The organism is Salegentibacter flavus (assembly GCF_900115145.1).
In the GTDB taxonomy this organism is placed as follows: Bacteria; Bacteroidota; Bacteroidia; order Flavobacteriales; family Flavobacteriaceae; genus Salegentibacter; species Salegentibacter flavus.
The window spans coordinates 47,863-65,098 of record NZ_FOVL01000005.1; the positions used below are offsets into that span (position 1 = coordinate 47,863).

The 17,236-nt window shown below is 38.4% G+C and carries 17 protein-coding genes; 9 read left to right on the forward strand and 8 right to left on the reverse strand.

Features of this window, described 5'->3' with window-relative positions; translation table 11 throughout:
• The first annotated feature begins 136 nt into the window (after nt 1-136).
• Both gyrA and BM266_RS05565 read left to right on the forward strand, forming a co-directional pair.
• Nucleotides 137-2,668 (forward strand): DNA gyrase subunit A, encoded by a 2,532-nt coding sequence (gene gyrA, locus BM266_RS05560; protein WP_093406938.1) that lies wholly within the window; start codon nt 137-139, stop codon nt 2,666-2,668.
• A 24-nt stretch (nt 2,669-2,692) separates the two neighbouring features.
• Nucleotides 2,693-3,940, forward strand: coding sequence for a tetratricopeptide repeat protein (locus BM266_RS05565; RefSeq protein WP_093406941.1), 1,248 nt, complete (start codon nt 2,693-2,695; stop codon nt 3,938-3,940).
• A 52-nt stretch (nt 3,941-3,992) separates the two neighbouring features.
• On the opposite strand, the gene BM266_RS05570 is transcribed toward BM266_RS05565, so the two are convergent.
• The gene (locus tag BM266_RS05570) at nt 3,993-4,742 is read right to left on the reverse strand and encodes a C40 family peptidase (RefSeq protein WP_093406943.1); all 750 of its coding nucleotides are present in this window, start codon (nt 4,740-4,742) and stop codon (nt 3,993-3,995) included.
• Between the two features lie 20 nt (nt 4,743-4,762).
• Complete coding sequence (locus tag BM266_RS05575; protein WP_093406946.1) at nt 4,763-5,941, reverse strand: acetyl-CoA C-acyltransferase; 1,179 nt, start codon at nt 5,939-5,941, stop codon at nt 4,763-4,765.
• Between the two features lie 118 nt (nt 5,942-6,059).
• Between BM266_RS05575 and BM266_RS05580 the strand changes: the two genes are divergently transcribed.
• Nucleotides 6,060-8,105 carry an HD family phosphohydrolase gene (locus BM266_RS05580; RefSeq protein ID WP_093406947.1) on the forward strand — a complete coding sequence of 682 codons (2,046 nt, stop codon included), beginning with the start codon at nt 6,060-6,062 and terminating at the stop codon, nt 8,103-8,105.
• A 12-nt stretch (nt 8,106-8,117) separates the two neighbouring features.
• Here BM266_RS05580 and BM266_RS05585 read toward each other — a convergent pair whose 3' ends face one another.
• Nucleotides 8,118-8,567, reverse strand: coding sequence for a transcription elongation factor (locus BM266_RS05585; RefSeq protein WP_093406950.1), 450 nt, complete (start codon nt 8,565-8,567; stop codon nt 8,118-8,120).
• Nucleotides 8,568-8,765: 198 nt separating this feature from the next.
• On the opposite strand from BM266_RS05585, the gene BM266_RS05590 reads away from it, so the two are divergent.
• A complete protein-coding gene (locus tag BM266_RS05590) occupies nt 8,766-9,416 on the forward strand; it encodes a hypothetical protein (RefSeq protein WP_093406952.1) in 651 nt (216 codons plus the stop codon).
• Entirely contained in the window at nt 9,413-10,144 is a 732-nt protein-coding gene (locus BM266_RS05595; RefSeq protein ID WP_093406955.1) for a DUF3307 domain-containing protein, read from the forward strand. The genes BM266_RS05590 and BM266_RS05595 overlap by 4 nt, the downstream gene beginning before the upstream one ends.
• Here BM266_RS05595 and BM266_RS05600 read toward each other — a convergent pair.
• Entirely contained in the window at nt 10,121-10,528 is a 408-nt protein-coding gene (locus BM266_RS05600; RefSeq protein ID WP_093406958.1) for a glyoxalase, read from the reverse strand. The genes BM266_RS05595 and BM266_RS05600 overlap by 24 nt on opposite strands.
• A 179-nt stretch (nt 10,529-10,707) precedes the next feature.
• Here BM266_RS05600 and BM266_RS05605 point away from each other — a divergent pair, with 179 nt between their 5' ends.
• The 3 genes from BM266_RS05605 to BM266_RS05615 all read left to right on the forward strand — a co-directional run bounded on the left by BM266_RS05605 (nt 10,708) and on the right by BM266_RS05615 (nt 13,003).
• Nucleotides 10,708-12,060, forward strand: coding sequence for an NAD-dependent succinate-semialdehyde dehydrogenase (locus BM266_RS05605; protein ID WP_093406960.1), 1,353 nt, complete (start codon nt 10,708-10,710; stop codon nt 12,058-12,060).
• 5 nt (nt 12,061-12,065) lie between these two features.
• Nucleotides 12,066-12,476, forward strand: a complete 411-nt coding sequence (locus BM266_RS05610) for an NUDIX domain-containing protein (RefSeq protein WP_093406963.1) — start codon at nt 12,066-12,068, stop codon at nt 12,474-12,476.
• A gap of 131 nt (nt 12,477-12,607) precedes the next feature.
• A complete protein-coding gene (locus BM266_RS05615; RefSeq protein ID WP_093406965.1) occupies nt 12,608-13,003 on the forward strand; it encodes an acyl-CoA thioesterase in 396 nt (131 codons plus the stop codon).
• Here BM266_RS05615 and BM266_RS05620 read toward each other — a convergent pair.
• Genes BM266_RS05620 through BM266_RS05630 form a run of 3 tightly spaced genes read right to left on the reverse strand, consistent with a single transcriptional unit; the run spans nt 13,000 to nt 15,707 of the window.
• Entirely contained in the window at nt 13,000-14,112 is a 1,113-nt protein-coding gene (locus tag BM266_RS05620; RefSeq protein WP_093406967.1) for an endonuclease/exonuclease/phosphatase family protein, read from the reverse strand. The two genes, BM266_RS05615 and BM266_RS05620, sit on opposite strands and share 4 nt — an antisense overlap.
• Nucleotides 14,113-14,130: 18 nt before the next feature.
• Nucleotides 14,131-15,426: a mechanosensitive ion channel family protein gene (locus BM266_RS05625; RefSeq protein WP_093406969.1), complete on the reverse strand. Its 1,296-nt coding sequence runs from the start codon at nt 15,424-15,426 to the stop codon at nt 14,131-14,133.
• 2 nt (nt 15,427-15,428) lie between these two features.
• On the reverse strand, nt 15,429-15,707 hold the full coding sequence (locus BM266_RS05630; protein ID WP_093406972.1) for a DUF3817 domain-containing protein: 279 nt from the start codon (nt 15,705-15,707) through the stop codon (nt 15,429-15,431).
• 167 nt (nt 15,708-15,874) lie between these two features.
• Between BM266_RS05630 and galE the strand changes: the two genes are divergently transcribed.
• Nucleotides 15,875-16,915: a UDP-glucose 4-epimerase GalE gene (galE, locus tag BM266_RS05635; protein WP_093406974.1), complete on the forward strand. Its 1,041-nt coding sequence runs from the start codon at nt 15,875-15,877 to the stop codon at nt 16,913-16,915.
• A gap of 69 nt (nt 16,916-16,984) precedes the next feature.
• Here galE and BM266_RS05640 read toward each other — a convergent pair whose 3' ends face one another.
• Nucleotides 16,985-17,143, reverse strand: coding sequence for a YqaE/Pmp3 family membrane protein (locus BM266_RS05640; protein ID WP_093406977.1), 159 nt, complete (start codon nt 17,141-17,143; stop codon nt 16,985-16,987).
• Between the last annotated feature and the right edge of the window lie 93 nt (nt 17,144-17,236).

A 17,236-nucleotide genomic window follows, 5' to 3' on the forward strand; every position in this document is an offset into this window, starting at 1 on the left:
TAAGGAACTTATTAACGAAACTCCACTAAAAATTTGTTAATAAAATATAGGTAATATCCGCCTGAAAGAGCCGTTCAACAGAGATAAAATATGTAAATTGGCACGTTAGATTTGAGAACTAAAATAAACTTATAATATGGCTGAAGGAGAAAAGTTAATTCCTATCAACATTGAAGACGAAATGAAGTCGGCTTACATTGATTATTCAATGTCGGTCATTGTGTCACGTGCTCTTCCCGATGTGCGTGATGGATTAAAACCGGTACACCGCCGGGTTTTATTCGGGATGCATGAACTTGGTGTACTTTCAAACCGGTCCTATAAAAAATCTGCCAGGATTGTTGGGGAAGTTTTAGGTAAGTATCACCCTCACGGCGATTCCTCAGTTTATGATACAATGGTTAGGATGGCTCAGCACTGGAGCATGCGCTATATGTTGGTAGATGGCCAGGGTAACTTTGGTTCAGTCGATGGCGATAGCCCTGCTGCGATGCGTTATACCGAAGCCCGTATGCGGAAGATAAGCGAAGATATGCTTATTGATATTGATAAAAACACGGTTGATACCCAACTGAATTTTGACGATTCTCTTTCAGAACCTGTGGTTCTTCCAACGCGAATTCCCAATCTTTTGGTAAATGGAGCCAGTGGGATTGCAGTAGGAATGGCAACTAATATGGCCCCTCATAATTTAACTGAAGTTATTGACGGTACTATAGCCTATATAGAAAATCATGATATTGAGATCGATGAACTAATTGAGCATATAAAAGCCCCCGATTTCCCAACCGGAGGAACCATTTATGGTTATGATGGAGTTCGGGAAGCTTTTAAGACAGGGAAGGGCCGTGTTGTTCTCCGGGCTAAATCTTCTTTGGAAGAAATTAACGGTAAAGAATTTCTTGTGATTACCGAAATTCCTTATCAGGTAAATAAGGCTGATATGATCAAGAAAACAGCCGACCTGGTTAATGAAAAGAAAATAGAAGGTATTTCCCTTATACGGGATGAATCAGACCGTAATGGGATGCGCATAGTTTATCAGTTAAAAAGAGATGCTATTCCAAATATTGTTTTAAATACATTATATAAGCATACTGCACTTCAATCTTCCTTCAGTGTAAATAATATTGCCTTGGTAAATGGTCGTCCTGAGTTGCTTAACTTAAAGGACATTATTCATCATTTCGTAGAGCACCGTCACGTGGTGGTGGTGAGACGGACTGAATTTGAACTGAAAAAAGCCGAAGATCGTGCTCACATCCTTGAAGGTCTCATAATAGCTTCAGATAATATTGATGAGGTTATCGCCCTTATCAGAGCCTCCGGAAATGCTGAAGAAGCAAGGGGGAAATTAATGGATAAGTTCGAATTAACCGAAGTTCAGGCCAGAGCTATCGTAGAGATGCGATTGAGACAACTTACCGGACTGGAGCAGGACAAACTTCGTGCAGAATATGATGAGATTCTTAAAACAATAGATGACCTAAAAGACATTTTGGCACGTAAAGAACGCCGTATGCAGGTTATTAAGGATGAACTCCTGGAGGTAAAGGAAAAATATGGCGACGAACGTCGTTCTGTAATTGAATATTCAGGAGGAGATCTAAGTATAGAAGATATGATCCCGGATGAGCAGGTGGTAATCACAATTTCCCACGCCGGTTATATTAAAAGAACTTCCCTTACTGAATACAAAACTCAAAATAGGGGTGGAGTTGGCCAAAAAGGATCTACCACCCGAAATGAGGATTTCCTGGAATATCTTTTTGCAGGAACCAATCACCAGTATATGCTCTTCTTTACTCAAAAAGGAAAATGTTTCTGGATGCGGGTTTATGAAATTCCGGAAGGTAGCAAGGCTTCAAAAGGCAGGGCAATTCAAAATTTAATCAATATAGATCCTGATGATAAGGTTAAAGCTTTTATCAATACTCAGGACCTCAAAGATGAGGAATATGTAAACAGCCATTATGTAATTATGGCTACCAAAAAAGGGCAGGTTAAAAAAACTTCCCTGGAACAGTATTCCCGCCCGAGAACCAATGGAATTAATGCCATTACAATTAGAGAGGATGATGAATTACTGGAGGCTAAACTTACCAATGGAGAAAGCCAGGTTATGCTTGCAATAAAAAGCGGAAAAGCCATCAGGTTTGAAGAAAGTAAAACCCGTCCTATGGGTAGAAATGCTTCAGGGGTAAGAGGTATCACGCTTGCCGATAAGGATGACGAAGTTATAGGAATGATTTCAGTAGAAGACTTTAATTCTGATATCCTGGTAGTTTCAGAAAACGGTTATGGAAAACGCTCCAGCCTGGATGATTATAGAATAACAAATCGAGGAGGAAAAGGAGTAAAGACCATTTCTATTACCGAAAAAACCGGAAATTTAGTCGCGATTAAAAATGTCTCTGATGAGGATGATATTATGATCATTAATAAATCCGGAATTGTTATAAGGATGGAAGTCGCTAATTTAAGGGTTATGGGACGTGCAACCCAGGGGGTTAGACTTATCAATTTAAAAGGTGATGATTCTATTGCAGCGGTGGCAAAAGTGCTCCATGATGAAGATGATGTAGAGCATATGGAAGACGCCATAACACCTGAACCTACTAAGCCAGATACCAATGGCACAACTATTGCTGAGGATAGTGAAGAATAAATTAAATATAAAACCAAATCAAAAATGAAAATTAATATTTTAACAGTAGCCCTTTCATTATTTACCCTGGTAGCGGTTGCTCAAAAAAGTGAGATTAGAAACGCCGGAAACGCGGTGGAAGATGGTAATTACACTGAGGCCAAAGCTGAAATAAAAAAGGCAGAACCCCTGTTAGCCGATGCTAATGATAAATGGAAGGAAAGATTTTATCTTTATAAAGGTCAAGCGTATCTTGGAACCGGTGAAAATGTAAGTGTTGATGATATGCTAATCGCATCTGAAGCTTTCCAAAAAGCCGCTGATATGGGAAGTACTGAAGCACAGGAAGGTATATTAAATGTTAGAAATAGCCTGGTACAAAGTGCAGTGGAAGATCAAAATGCTGAGAACTACAAAAGCGCTTCGGAGAAACTCCTTACCAGTTATGAATTAAATCCTCAGGATACGCTGTATCTTTATTATGCTGCTGCAAATTCTCTGAATGCCCAGGATTATGATACTGCTCTGGAATACTATAAAGAACTAAGGGATTTAGGTTTTGACGGGGCAGAGGTAGAATACCTTGCCACCAACGTTGAGACCGGAGAACAGGAAGCTATGCCAAAGGAACAACGTGACCTTATGGTAAAAACCGATGAGTATACAGATCCTGAAGACAGAAAATCTCCTTCTAAAAAAGGTGAAATCGCTAAAAACATTGCTCTTATTTATATCAGCCAGGAGAAAATGGATGAGGCCATCGAAGCTATGGAAGATGCTAAACGCGAGAACCCTGACAATGTAATGTTAATTCAAGCTGAAGCTGATATGTATTACCAAATGGGTAATAAAGAAAAATATAATGAGTTAATGAAACAGGTTCTTGAGAAAAGCTCTGATGATCCTGCTGTTTATTACAACCTTGGTGTAACTACTGCCGAATTAGGCGATACAGAAGGAGCTATTGAGTACTACGAGAAAGCCCTCGAGCTTGACCCTGATATGTCAGAAGCAAGAATGAATATAGTAGTTGCAATTCTAGCTCAAGAGAGAGAGATTATTGATCAAATGAATCAATTGGGAATGAGCAAAGAAGACAACAAGCGTTACGAAGAGCTTGAAGCAGAGCGTTTGGAAGTTTACGAAGAAGTAATTCCTTACCTTGAGGATGCTATTGAGCATGATCCTACGAATGTTGAAATTATCAGAACTGCGATGAATATCTTTAGTGCCCTGGATGAAGAGGAAAAAGCTCAGGTAATGAAAGAGAAATTGGAAGAATTACAACAATAATTCTTTTATAAAAATAAATGTTTAAAGAGACCGCTGGAAACAGCGGTCTTTTTTATATAATCTTTTTAATGACCCTTAATTGATGGGTATGTCGGCGGAGTTCGGTGTTAAAAATTCCAGAGTGGTCCAACCGGTCAATTCTTACTTTCCCATCTGCGTGAATTATGTAATTGTCGGTCATAATAATACCTACGTGATTAATAAATCCTTCTTTGTCGTCAAAAAAGGCAAGATCCCCAACTTCACTTTCTTCAATGAAGCTTAGTGCCTCACCTTGCCCAGCCTGTTCAGCAGCATCACGGAATAGTTTATATCCATTTAATCTGTAAACCATTTGGGTAAATCCACTGGAATCTATTCCCAACGGAGATTTTCCTCCCCAGGTATATGGACTGTTTAAATAGAGAAGTGAGGTGTCAATGAGGTGCGCTTTTGGTTTTTCATCAGTTTCGCTGTGCCCTTCAAACACGTGCTTAAAAAATGCAAGAGAATTTAAAACCGATCCCAACGGAATAGGCATTAACTGCCCATTCTCATCAGTAATATAATTCACTAAATCTGCAGAATACTTAGGTTTAGCTTTCTTTAGTTTTAGAAAATGTTCCTCCTGGATCTTAAGGAACTGCTTATTACTTATCCAGGCTTCATAATTATCGAATGCAACACGAATTCTGCTCCATTGAGTTCGTTCTTCTAAAATTTTAAAATATTCTCCATAAAGAATCTGAGATACCATTTCACTTTCATCTGAAGCTGAACTGCGAAGCGGTACTATGCTTAAGTGGCAAACTCCGTATTGCATTCAATATCTTTTTCTAAGTCTTAAGCATTTCTTTCGATAACCATTGCAGAGGCACCGCCGCCACCATTACAAATGGCTGCTGCGCCAATTTTGGCATTATTCTGTTCCAGAACATTTAGCAGCGTAATTAGAATTCTTACTCCACTACAGCCTAATGGATGCCCTAATGAAACGGCCCCACCATTAACATTTGTTTTGTCAGCACTTATATCTAATATTTTCATATTAGCAAGACCTACAACAGCGAATGCTTCATTGAATTCAAAATAATCTACATCATTTTTAGAAATTCCTGCCTTATCAAGTGCTAATGGTAAAGCCTTGGCTGGCGAGGTCGTAAACCATTTTGGTTCCTGTGCAGCATCAGCAAAAGATTTAATAGTTGCCAATATTTTTAATCCTAATTCGTCGGCTTTTTCACGACTCATTAAAATCATCGCTCCGGCACCATCATTTATGGTAGAGGCATTTGCGGCAGTTACAGTTCCATCCTTACTAAAGGCTGGTCTAAGTGAGGATAATTTATCCATTCTTACATTCTTAAACTCCTCATCTTCTTTTACTATTATTGGATCTCCTTTGCGTTGTGGTACTTCTACAGGAACAACTTCATTGTCAAATTTTCCTTCGGCCCAGGCTTTTGCAGAGCGCTCGTAAGATTGTCTGGCAAAATCATCCTGGTCTTCCCTGGAGAAATTATGTTCTTTAGCACAAAGGTCACCACAAACTCCCATCGCATTTTGATCGTAGGCATCTACTAAGCCATCCCGTTGTAAACCGTCTACCATCGTGACAGGCCCAAATTTTTGGCCTTTACGCATAGGTACATAATGCGGAATTAAACTCATATTTTCCATTCCACCGGCAACGATAACTGAAGCATCTCCAAGCATAATAGATTGTGCTGCCTGCATAACAGCTTTCATTCCGCTGGCACATACTTTATTAACAGTGGTGCAAGGTACAGTGTCGGGAATTCCCGCGCCAAGTGCGGCCTGTCTGGCAGGAGCCTGGCCAACATTGGCCTGTACAACATTTCCCATCAAAACCTCGTCAACTAATTCTGGTTTAAGCTTGATCTTATCCATGGCACCTTTAATGGCAATAGATCCTAATTTGGTGGCCGAAACCGTAGATAGGCTGCCTAGAAAACTACCTATAGGTGTACGTGCGGCACTTACAATAACAACTTCTTTCATATTATGTTTTGTTTTAGTTTTTCCTTCTATGCGAATTTAGTGATTTTAATAGGAACTTGACCAACTGCTCATCATTCACGCCTATTTTTTAGTACATTTGGGCTATAGTACTTTTTGTATGACAAAATTCGTAAATGGCCTTTATAAAAACCAGGCTTTATTTTACAAAGTATTTTTATTTGCGCTTACCGCGATTTTAATTGTGTACCTCTTACCCAAGGGTGGAAAATTCAAATATGAGATTCCTAAAGGTAAGCCCTGGCAATATGAAAATCTTTATGCTCCCTTCGATTTTGCTATTCTGAAGACAGAAGAGGAAATCCAGGCCGAACGTCAGGAAATCACCCGAAATAACACGCCTTATTTTCAATTTGATGAATCCAAATTACCTGAAATAAAAGAACAGGCCCAGTCAGAAATCGAGTTGGTTTTTACTGATAGCATCTTAAATATTCATCAAAAACAGATCGAGGAGTTTGTGAATACTAGTCTCGATGATTTATACGAAAATGGAATCCTGCAGGAAAGTAATCGCCTTGATCCCGATCAGCTGGTGTATCTGCGCCGGGGGAATGAAGCCTTTGAAATTCCATATAAAAGAATTCTAAAATTAAACCAGGTTAGAGACGTCCTTGCCCAGAAAATCGAAAATTCAAATCTTACTTCCCTTTCAGATGGTCTGCTGGAGGTATTCTTCAATTCGGTAGAACCCAATGTGGAATTTGACAATGAACTTACTCAGCGGGAGCTCGAAAGCAAACTGAATAATATTTCTTATACCCGTGGAAATGTGGAACAGGGAAGCCGTATTATCGCAAAAGGAGAAGTGGTTGAGGGTAATAAATACCATATTTTAAGATCCCTAAGAACCGAATATGAGTCCCAGGTTTGGAGCGGTAGCAGTTACATATGGATTATTGTAGGATACAGTACCCTTGTGGCCCTGGCTTTGCTTATGTTGCTGCTGTTTATAAGAAAATACAGGTATGATATTTTTGAAAATAATGTAAAGGTCACTTTCATTTTCTTCAATATCCTGTTTATGGTGATGCTCACCACCTTGGTAGTAAGGTTTAATATAGATTACGTATATGTTGTTCCCCTGGCAGTTTTGCCCCTTACCTTAAAGGCTTTCTTTGATTCACGGCTGGGACTCTTTACCCATGTGGTAACTGTACTTCTTCTTGGCTTTATAGTACCCAATAGTTATGAATATATGTTCCTTCAAATTATTGCGGGAATCGTCACAATTCTTACTGTTTCTGAATTGTATAAACGGGCAAACCTGTTTATCTCAGTTGGAGAGATTACCCTGGTCTATATAATTAGTTACTTTGCTTTTACGATAATTCAGGAAGGAAGTATTGCTGAAATAGAAGCCGAAGTTTTTCTCACTTTTTTACTGGGTGGATTAGCTACGCTATTTGTGCAACCGCTTATTTATATTTATGAAAAAATCTTTGGATTGGTATCAGATATGTCCTTGCTGGAACTTTCAGACACCAATTCTAAATTGCTGAAAGAGATGGCTGAAAAGGCACCGGGAACTTTTCACCATTCGCTTAATGTTGCCAATCTCGCTGAAGCTGCTGCAAATGAGATCAATGCTAATGCAATGCTCGTGCGGGTTGGCGCCCTTTATCACGATATTGGAAAAATGCATAATCCAACCTATTTTTCCGAGAATCAAACCAGTAATGTGAATACCCATGATGATCTTGATCCGCGTGAAAGTGCTCAGATTATTATTGAACACGTGATCAAGGGAATTGAAATAGGCAAAAAGAATAATTTACCCGACCGGGTGATTGACTTTATAAGAACGCATCACGGTACCAGTACGGTTTATTTCTTCTATAAAAAAGCAAAGGAGAAAGACGAAAACGTCCCGGCAGATGCTTTTCGTTACCCGGGGCCAATTCCATTTAGTAAGGAAACTGCAATTTTAATGATGTGTGACGGGGTTGAAGCAGCAAGTAAGAGCCTTAGAGAACCTACTTCGGGACTTATAGATAATTTCGTAGAGAAGATCGTAAATAAACAAATGGAAGAAGGGCAGTTTCTCAATGCTAATATTACCTTCAAAGAAATTCAACTTATCAAGAAGATTCTTAAACGAAAGCTTAAAAACATATATCATCTACGGGTGGAATATCCAGAATAAAAAAGGTCGCATTTAATGCACCTTTTTTATCTTTCTTTCCTTGTCATTAAAACTGAAGCTGTCTCCGGCTTTTTTATCCCTCATTACCTCATAAATAGGAGCTTCAGTTGAAATAGAATAAACCTTGCTGCCATCTTCAAATTCAATTTCTCCTATGGGAACAGCCACGAAATATAAATCCTTATCTGTTTCTACCACACTACCAAAATTAACGGTTTCACTGTAATGCTCCAGATCTATATTAGCCAGTTTTTCTTTCATTTCCTGGGCCTGATTAAGATATTCGGCATATTTTTCAAAATCTCCCAGTAATTGGCCTTTATTATCTTCGTCGTAATCGGTTTTTACATCATTTGCCTCCATTGATTCCTTGATCATATCCATTTCCTTCTCATATTTTTCAATTCTGCGGTTTACAGCTTCAAGGCTCTTGTAGTAAATTTCTTTTTTATTAATTACCATTTTTTTACTTTTTTTGGTTCTTTTAAAATTAAGTATCGGAATTTCCCTGAAAGAACATTTAGCAAAAATTTAATATCAGAATATCCTTCAATATTTTAGTGCTCATAAGCTTAATAACTTAAAAACATAAAAAATAAGGTAATAGACTTATATTTATATATTATAAGGTTATATACTAATATATTGTATATTTGTATTATGATAGCAGTCTTAACAGCAGATCTAATAAATTCTACAAATTATTCGGAAACCCTGATGGGCCGTGTTATGGCTGTTTTAAAGGAGGAGTTTTCAGATGTAAAAAAGAAATACCCTTCTTCTGATTTTAGTATATATCGTGGCGATAGCTTTCAGGGAGTACTTCAACATCCTGAAGAGGCCTTGACTGTAATGCTACAACTCAAAACAGCCATATTAAGCATCTCTACAACAAAAAAAGGGAAATCCAGGGAGGCCGATCTTAGAATAGCCATTGGTATTGGTAGCCTGGATTTCCAGGGCAAAACCATCGAGGAATCCAATGGTCAGGCTTTTCAATTTTCAGGGAGATCTTTGGATGAAATGAAATATGAAGGCCGTAAAACCCGTTTAAAAACTCCAAGTGAAACAATAAACGGGGAGTTTGATGCGAGTCTTTTTCTTCTAGATGAAATTACCGATAGATGGAGCACCGCCTCGGCAGAGGTAATTTATTTTCTTCTGAAGGGATTAAAAGAGAAAGAAATAGCCACAGAATTAGGGATAAGCCAGTCGGCGGTGAATCAACGAAAAAAAGCAGCCGGGTGGGAAGCGGTAAATTCACTTTTAGAGCGTTACAATAATATAATTTCCAAAAGCTTTTCTGAATGAACGAAGCGATAATCATTTTACTTCAGCTGTTGCTGGCTCACGTATTGACCGATTTTATACTGCAGCCAACCAGGTTTATTAAACATAAACGCCGTTTGAAGCAAAAATCCTGGTTCCTTTATGTACATTCAATTATAGCCGGTCTTCTAAGTTTGTTATTCCTCCAAGACCTCGAACTGTGGTATATCGCATTATTCATTGGAGTCACCCATTTTTTCATTGATCTATGGAAACTTCAGCAGCGAAAAGATAATTTAAGAATTTTCCTCTTTGACCAGTTTCTTCATTTACTGATGATTTTCCTGGCCTGGTTATACCTTATAGAAGGATTTATTGAAATTTTATCGATACTACAAAACCTACTTACGAACACCTATCTTCTTGCCGTATTGGTTGGCTATTTACTCATCATTTTTCCGGCAGGATTCCTCATCGGGAAAGCCACTCAGCGCTGGCAGGAAGAAATAGAAGTAGCGCATAAAAAGAACAGTCTTGAAGCGGCTGGGCGTTACATAGGTATTTTCGAAAGAATTCTTGTGCTTACATTTATCCTTACCGATAACTTTTCGGCCATAGGATTTTTAATCGCAGCAAAATCGATCCTCCGTTTTAGCGATAAAAGCGAGTCAGGGGCCCGTAAACAAACCGAATACGTCCTCATTGGTACATTAATGAGTTTTGCAATTACGATTGTATTAGGCTTGTTAATACGCCAACTCGCGTTCTAATAACTGAATCCTTTCCTGGAGGTTTTGCTTTACAATATTCATCATTCGCTTATTCAACGCAGAGGAATTCAGAATATATTTTCGGTATTCTTCAAGGCTAAACTGACCTATAATAATCCCTTTTAAACTGTTGCGGAACTTGATATCTTTAAGGATAGCATTCTCGATATAATCAAGCCTTTTCTCCAGATTTAGTTCATAGAACGAATTTTTATGTTTTACGATGTAATTTCTAAAAACTTCCAGGATAAGGTCTTCCTGGAGTTTGGTAATGGGGCGCAGAGTTTGGTTTTGAAAACACTCATCCGAACTCATTTTCTCTGAAACTTTAGCTGAAGCAATTTCGGGTCTCATTTCAACCACTTGTAGATCTCGTAGGTTCATAACTAATAGAGTTTCTTAAATTTAAGTAATTAACAGGTTGATTTTTATATATTCTTAAAAGACTTGTAAACCACTTATAAACACCGAGATTTCCGTTAAAATCCTCTTAATCGCCCCAGAAGGCCGCTAACTTCTTTTTATCTTTAATTGAATCTACTCTATAATACTAACTATTTAAGATGATAATTTCCAAAAATCCCTACTCCGGAGAAGAGATCTCCAAAATAAAAGAATTTACCAAAAAAGATATAGAGCATGCTCTGGTTAATGCTGAAAAAAGATTTCATTCCTGGAAATCTACAAGCTTTAATGAGCGGGCAGAGCTTCTGCAAGCCCTGGCTAAAGAACTTAAACAGAATTCCAGGGAATATGCCACAGATATAAGTCTGGAGATGGGAAAGCCCATTTCTCAGAGTATCGCCGAAATTGAAAAATGTGCTTGGGTTTGTGAGTATTATGCTGAAAACGCTGAAAAACAGCTTTCAAACGAAATTATAAAAACAGATGCTTCAGAATCCTACGTAAGTTTTGAGCCTCTTGGTATAATTCTGGCCGTAATGCCCTGGAATTATCCGTTCTGGCAAGTATTCAGGTTTGCTGCTCCGGCATTAATGGCTGGAAATATCGCTGTGCTTAAACACGCCAGCAATGTGATGAAATCTGCCGCGAATATTCAGAAGGCTTTTGAAAGAGCGGGTTTTCCACAAGATTGTTTTCAGAGTCTGGTAATTGGCAGTGATAAGGTAGAAGCTATAATCAGAGATTCAAGAGTAAAAGCAGTTACGCTTACCGGGAGTAATCCCGCCGGAAGTGCTGTAGCATCTGTAGCAGGGGAAGAGATCAAGAAAACAGTTCTGGAACTGGGTGGTAGTAATGCACTCGTTGTCTTTGAGGATACTAAGCTTACTGAAACCGTAAAAACCTGTGTGATGGCGAGATTTCAGAATACGGGTCAGAGCTGTATTGCCGGGAAACGCCTTTTACTTCACAAAAATATAGCTGAAGATTTTCTGGAAGAATTTACAAAACAGGTTCGGGAACTTAAAAGTGGGGATCCAATGAATGAGGAGACCTTTATCGGGGTGCTTGCACGTGAGGATCTGGCAAAAGATATTGAAGAGCAGGTGCAGAAATCATTGGATATGGGCGCGGAGATTATTTTAGGTGGAAACCGGGATTCGGCTTATTATGAACCGAGTATTTTAATAAATGTCAAACCCGGGATGCCCGTTTTTGAGGAAGAAACTTTTGGCCCCGTAATAGGGGTGACGACTTTTAAAGATGAAAAAGAGGCTATTGAATTGGTCAACCATTCCAAATTCGGGTTGGGCGTATCGATATTTACCGAAGACCTGGATTTCGCGAGGAAAATTATCCCTCAGTTTGAGGATGGGGCCGTTTTTATTAATGACCTGGTAAAAAGCGATCCACGTTTGCCCTTTGGCGGTACCAAAAGTTCCGGTTATGGAAGGGAATTGTCAGAACACGGAATTAGAGAATTTGTTAATCGTAAAACTGTATATTTTAAATAAAAATTATGAAACAGGAGATAGCTGTAACAGTAGATATAGTTGCTTTTTGCAATTCAAATAATAAAATAAATGTCTTATTAATCAAACGAAAAAATGATCCTTTCAAGGGACAGTGGGCAATTCCCGGCGGTTTTGTTGATGAAAATGAAAATCTCGAAAATGCGGCGAAACGTGAATTTGCTGAAGAAACCGGAATAAAGGTTAGAACCATAGAGCAGGTTAGAGCTTTTGGAACACCGGGGAGAGACCCGCGCGGACGCACAATTTCTATAGCTTTTTTATGCTGGATAGACTGCGAAGAAAATCTGGTAGCCGGTGATGATGCGGTAGAAGCCAAATGGTTTAAACTTGACGAGCTTCCCGATCTGGCCTTTGATCATATTGAAATAATTAAAGCGGCTGAAAATTATTTGTAGTGCGTATCTAAAATTAAATCCACGAAAAAAATTAAATTTTCTGATTTTGCCTCGGGGGAATCATCGAATTTCGTAAAAATGAAAGGAGATTTTTTCAGCCGGGGTTTTGTTTATTACTTTTAAAATAAAAAATGAGATTTCATACCAGAAAATGGGTAAAGCCCCAGGACTTAAACCCCAACGGAACACTGTTTGGAGGTAGACTTTTAGAATGGATCGATGAAGAATGTGCTCTTTACAGTATCATTCAGTTGGAGAATCCCCGAACTGTAACCAAATATATTAGCGAGATCAATTTTCAAAATTCTGCCCATCAGGGCGATATTATAGAAATAGGAATTGATGTCTTGAAATTTGGGAATTCTTCTTTGAGTTTACGATGCGAGGTAAGGAATAAAATGACCAGAGCAGTTATTATTACCATTGAAAAAATAATTATGGTCACTCTTGATAAAGATGGCAAGCCAGCTCCACATGGAAAAACAAAGATAGAATTTGTAAAAGACAGGCTTAATCAAAAAGATTAGTCTTCTTCTTCTTCTTCTTCTTCTTCAGCTTCTTTAGCTTTTTCAAGGTTTTCTTCTTCCTCTTCCTTTATTTGCTCCTTAGCTCTTTCCAATTGATTTTCATTGGGCGCTTCAGCTTCCTGCTCTTTAACCTTCTCTAGTTCAAGACTTAAGGTGGCGAAGAGGGGAAAATGATCAGAGCCGGTGTCCTCTCCGAGTTTAATTTCTTTAAGCCTGAATTCTTCAGAAGTATAGATATAGTCCAATGGCCATCTCATAATTAAATTCTTAGCATTGTAAGTATTGTAAAAACCACGGCCAACCCTTACATCTAATAGCTTACCGACGCTTTGAAAGAGTGAAGTGGTTTCAGACCAGGCAACATCATTAAAATCTCCGATTACGACTACCGGAAGTTCCCGTTCCAAACTCATTTTTGCGATTTTCATCATTTCGGCATCACGGTCTGAGGAGCTGGGGTTATGCTGTGGCATTGGGGGAGTTGGATGAATGGCATAAAGCTGAATCAAATTACCTTCCGGAAGTTTTATTCGGGTGTGAATTGAAGGAATACTGTCGTCAACCAGGTATCGCACCTGTGGGTCGATAAGTTCAAATTTAGAATACAGCAGCATTCCATAGGTGTTCTCTAAAGGAACCTCTACTTTATAACGATAGGACTCATCTAGATTTTTTGAAATTTCATTTTTCCAGCGGGTATTGGTTTCTGTAAATACCATTACATCCGGATCGAAACGATTTATTTCCCTTACCAGTTTCTCGTGTTTTTCATTCTTCTGAAGCACATTTGCTGTAAAAAGGCGAATTTGAGGAGCTTCTGGATTTTTGCTTTCTCCAATTTCATAGGTAGAGAAGGGAGTGTAGGGATAGATCTTCCCGAACTGAAAAACAAAACAAGTCAGCAGGATTCCCATAAAAACATAGTCCTGAACCCATTTTATATCAAACCGGATGAAATAGGCCGCAATAGCGGTTAGTGTTAATAATGTTAACTGGATATGCAGATAATCAAATACTCTTATCCACCAGAAATCGGCTGCGACCAATGGGATTAATGTTAAAAGAACAGCAATGGCACCAAAGATCTGTAGAAAGGTTTTTAATCTCATCCGTTAAATATAGCAGATTTAATCTTTGGAAGATTCAGACAGCTGGTGTAAATACTTATTGATATCGTCACCCGATGGAGATTCAAAAAGCTGAAGACCAAAATAAGGGACCGCGGCAATTATGTGATCGAAGATATCGGCGGAGATATATTCAAAATTTTCCCAGCGTTTGTCACGGCTAAAACAAAGAATTTCCACCGGAATACCCTGGGGAGTAGGTGCAAGGTGTCTCACAATAATATAGAGTTCTTTATGCACCGCAGAATGGTTTTGGAGATAGGTATCCACATATTTCCTGAAGATACCCAGGTTGGTCTGGTTTCGTCCATTAATAGGCAAGGAGCGGTCAATTTTTTGAGAATCGTTATAGGAATTGATTTCATTTTGACGAGTCTCCAGATATGGTGCTATAAGCTGGATCTTTTTGAGTTTTTCCAGATCAGCATCGGTCATGAATTTTACTGAATTCTGCTTAATAAAGATAGCCCTTTTAATTCTTCTTCCGGGAGATTCCTGCATTCCCCGCCAGTTCTGAAAAGAATCCGAGATCAGGCTGTAAGTTGGAATTGTTGTGAAAGTATTGTCAAAGTTCTGCACCCTCACAGTTGAAAGATTGATCTCGGTAACAGTTCCATCAGCTCCATATTTGCTGAAAGTGATCCAATCGCCAATTCTAACTATATCATTTACAGTTACCTGTATAGAAGCTACAAAACCTAAAATGGTATCTTTAAAAACCAGTAGTAATATGGCTGAAGCCGCCCCAAGAGAAATTATGAATTTCACTACAGATTCCCCGGTGATTTCAGCAAATATAAAAAGGAGGGCGATAATCCAAACCACGATCATAACCACCTGAATATAGCTTTCAACAGGCTTATCTCTAAATGATTCCTGGGTTTTTAGATAAGCTTTCAGAGTTCGCATGAAACTTCGGAAGATCCAAACTACCAGGATAATGACATAAATATTGAAAACGAAATCAAAAATCTTAATTACCAGGGGGAAGTCATTAAATATAAATGGCACTAAATAGTACAGGATAAGCAGTGGAACTATTCGCCCAATATATTTTGGGAATTTGGTTTTGATAAGAAAATCATCAAAAGTGGTTTTGGTTTTATTGGTAAATGCCTTGAAGGCCTCTATCACGAAGGTCTTTATGAGGTAATTCACCCCCATAATAAGGAAGATCAGGACCAGAATATTGATCGTTAAATTGATATACTGGGCTGCTATGGGATCCAGACCATTGTCTATAAGCATATCTTCAACAAGGCAAACCAGGTTTTTTAACCACCCATCAAATTCCATATCTATAAATATTTTCTTTCAACATAGAAGGGGCCGAAAGGAACCAAAGAGCACGCTAGAATTATAGAAAGTTCCTTGAAGTTCCAATTCATTGGTTTAAAAAGATAAATAGCACCTAAAACATATGCAATAAAAAGTAGCCCATGTGCCATACCAATATTTTCAACCATGGCAGGTTTATCCAACATATATTTTAAAGGCATTGCTATAAATAACAATAATAGAAAGGACAGTCCTTCTAAAAAGCTCACCCATTTAAAAATTTTCTTTTTCTTTTCCAAAGTATATAAATTAAACAGTGCAAATATAGTTTTTATGCGAGATTTATGCAGAGAGTAGCACTCTATTTTTAGAAAGTGCAAAGCATAGCTAAAATCAAATTAGCGTTTTGTTAACGGGTGCTTGTTTAACATTTTTCTTAATTTGCATCACTAACAAATAATATTAAATGAACTCTAAAATATTGGTCACAGGTGGCCTCGGATTTATAGGATCGCATACCGTAGTGGCCCTGCAGGAAAAAGGCTTTGATGTAGTAATCATAGATAATTTATCCAATACCAGTATCGATGTATTGGGGGGAATTACTAAAATAAGTCAGAAAACCCCGGTTTTTGAGAATTTTGATCTCAGGGATAAGGGCAGAGTAAAGGAGTTTTTTGAAAAACATCCCGACATTGATGGGGTGATACATTTTGCGGCTTCTAAAGCAGTAGGCGAGAGTGTAATAAATCCTCTTCTATATTACGAAAATAACCTTGCAAGCCTGATCTATTTGCTAAAGGAACTCAATAAGAAAGAAAAACCCGGCTTTATTTTCAGTTCATCCTGTACCGTTTACGGGCAGGCCGAAGAGTTGCCAATTACCGAGGATGCTCCCGTGAAAAAAGCCGAATCGCCCTACGGTAACACCAAACAGATAGGAGAGGAGATAATTGCAGATACCTGTAAGGCAAATCCTGGATTTAGGGCAATTTCCCTGCGTTATTTCAATCCTATTGGAGCACATCCCAGTGCAGAGATTGGAGAACTTCCAATAGGAACTCCCCAGAATCTTATCCCGTATATCACGCAAACGGCTATTGGTGAGCGCGAAGAATTATCGGTTTTTGGAGATGATTACTCAACACCAGATGGGACCTGCATCAGGGATTATATTCACGTAATGGATCTTGCTCGGGCACATGTTGTGGCTTTAGAACGGCTTATGGAAAATAAGGAAGAAGCTAATTATGAAGTATTTAACCTTGGGACGGGGAGGGGAAATTCAGTTTTAGAAGTAATTCAGAGTTTTGAGAAAGTTAGCGGCGAAAAGTTGCCTTATACAATTGCCAATAGGAGAGAGGGTGATATCACCGCTGCCTATGCAGATACAACCAAAGCAAATAAGGTACTCCACTGGAAAGCAAACCTCAGTCTTGACGAGGCTTTAAAAAGTGCCTGGGATTGGCAAAAGGAAGTCAAAAGAAGAGCCGAAACAGAAAATTAAAAATATTTATTCTAAAAAAATGCCCCGATCTTTTTGGATCGGGGCATTTTGTTTTCTGAAGTTTTTCCTTTATTTCGTTCCATTTACAAGAAAAGCGTGAATTACACCTGGAAGCCACCCCAGGGCAGTAAGTATTAAACTTATAACGAATGTTCCACTTAGGCCGTGTTTTAAAAAGACTGCCAGTGGTGGTAAAAGAATATTCAATATTATAGTTAATAAAGACATAATCGAAGTTTTAATTGATAAGTAATATTGAAGATAAATAATCTCAAAGAATAATATTCCTCCTTTAAGATGGAATTGCGATAGTTTAACAGC

Excerpts from the sequence above, each read along its gene's own strand:
- BM266_RS05610 (WP_093406963.1), top strand. The coding sequence starts at position 12,066 with ATGAAACAGGAGATAGCTGTAACAGTAGATATAGTTGCTTTTTGCAAT.
- BM266_RS05640 (WP_093406977.1), bottom strand. The coding sequence starts at position 17,143 with ATGTCTTTATTAACTATAATATTGAATATTCTTTTACCACCACTGGCA.
- BM266_RS05575 (WP_093406946.1), bottom strand. The coding sequence starts at position 5,941 with ATGAAAGAAGTTGTTATTGTAAGTGCCGCACGTACACCTATAGGTAGT.
- BM266_RS05625 (WP_093406969.1), bottom strand. The coding sequence starts at position 15,426 with ATGGAATTTGATGGGTGGTTAAAAAACCTGGTTTGCCTTGTTGAAGAT.
- BM266_RS05590 (WP_093406952.1), top strand. The coding sequence starts at position 8,766 with ATGATAGCAGTCTTAACAGCAGATCTAATAAATTCTACAAATTATTCG.
- gyrA (WP_093406938.1), top strand. The coding sequence starts at position 137 with ATGGCTGAAGGAGAAAAGTTAATTCCTATCAACATTGAAGACGAAATG.
- BM266_RS05620 (WP_093406967.1), bottom strand. The coding sequence starts at position 14,112 with ATGAGATTAAAAACCTTTCTACAGATCTTTGGTGCCATTGCTGTTCTT.
- BM266_RS05595 (WP_093406955.1), top strand. The coding sequence starts at position 9,413 with ATGAACGAAGCGATAATCATTTTACTTCAGCTGTTGCTGGCTCACGTA.
- BM266_RS05565 (WP_093406941.1), top strand. The coding sequence starts at position 2,693 with ATGAAAATTAATATTTTAACAGTAGCCCTTTCATTATTTACCCTGGTA.
- galE (WP_093406974.1), top strand. The coding sequence starts at position 15,875 with ATGAACTCTAAAATATTGGTCACAGGTGGCCTCGGATTTATAGGATCG.
- BM266_RS05615 (WP_093406965.1), top strand. The coding sequence starts at position 12,608 with ATGAGATTTCATACCAGAAAATGGGTAAAGCCCCAGGACTTAAACCCC.
- BM266_RS05580 (WP_093406947.1), top strand. The coding sequence starts at position 6,060 with ATGACAAAATTCGTAAATGGCCTTTATAAAAACCAGGCTTTATTTTAC.
- BM266_RS05600 (WP_093406958.1), bottom strand. The coding sequence starts at position 10,528 with ATGAACCTACGAGATCTACAAGTGGTTGAAATGAGACCCGAAATTGCT.
- BM266_RS05570 (WP_093406943.1), bottom strand. The coding sequence starts at position 4,742 with ATGCAATACGGAGTTTGCCACTTAAGCATAGTACCGCTTCGCAGTTCA.
- BM266_RS05605 (WP_093406960.1), top strand. The coding sequence starts at position 10,708 with ATGATAATTTCCAAAAATCCCTACTCCGGAGAAGAGATCTCCAAAATA.
- BM266_RS05585 (WP_093406950.1), bottom strand. The coding sequence starts at position 8,567 with ATGGTAATTAATAAAAAAGAAATTTACTACAAGAGCCTTGAAGCTGTA.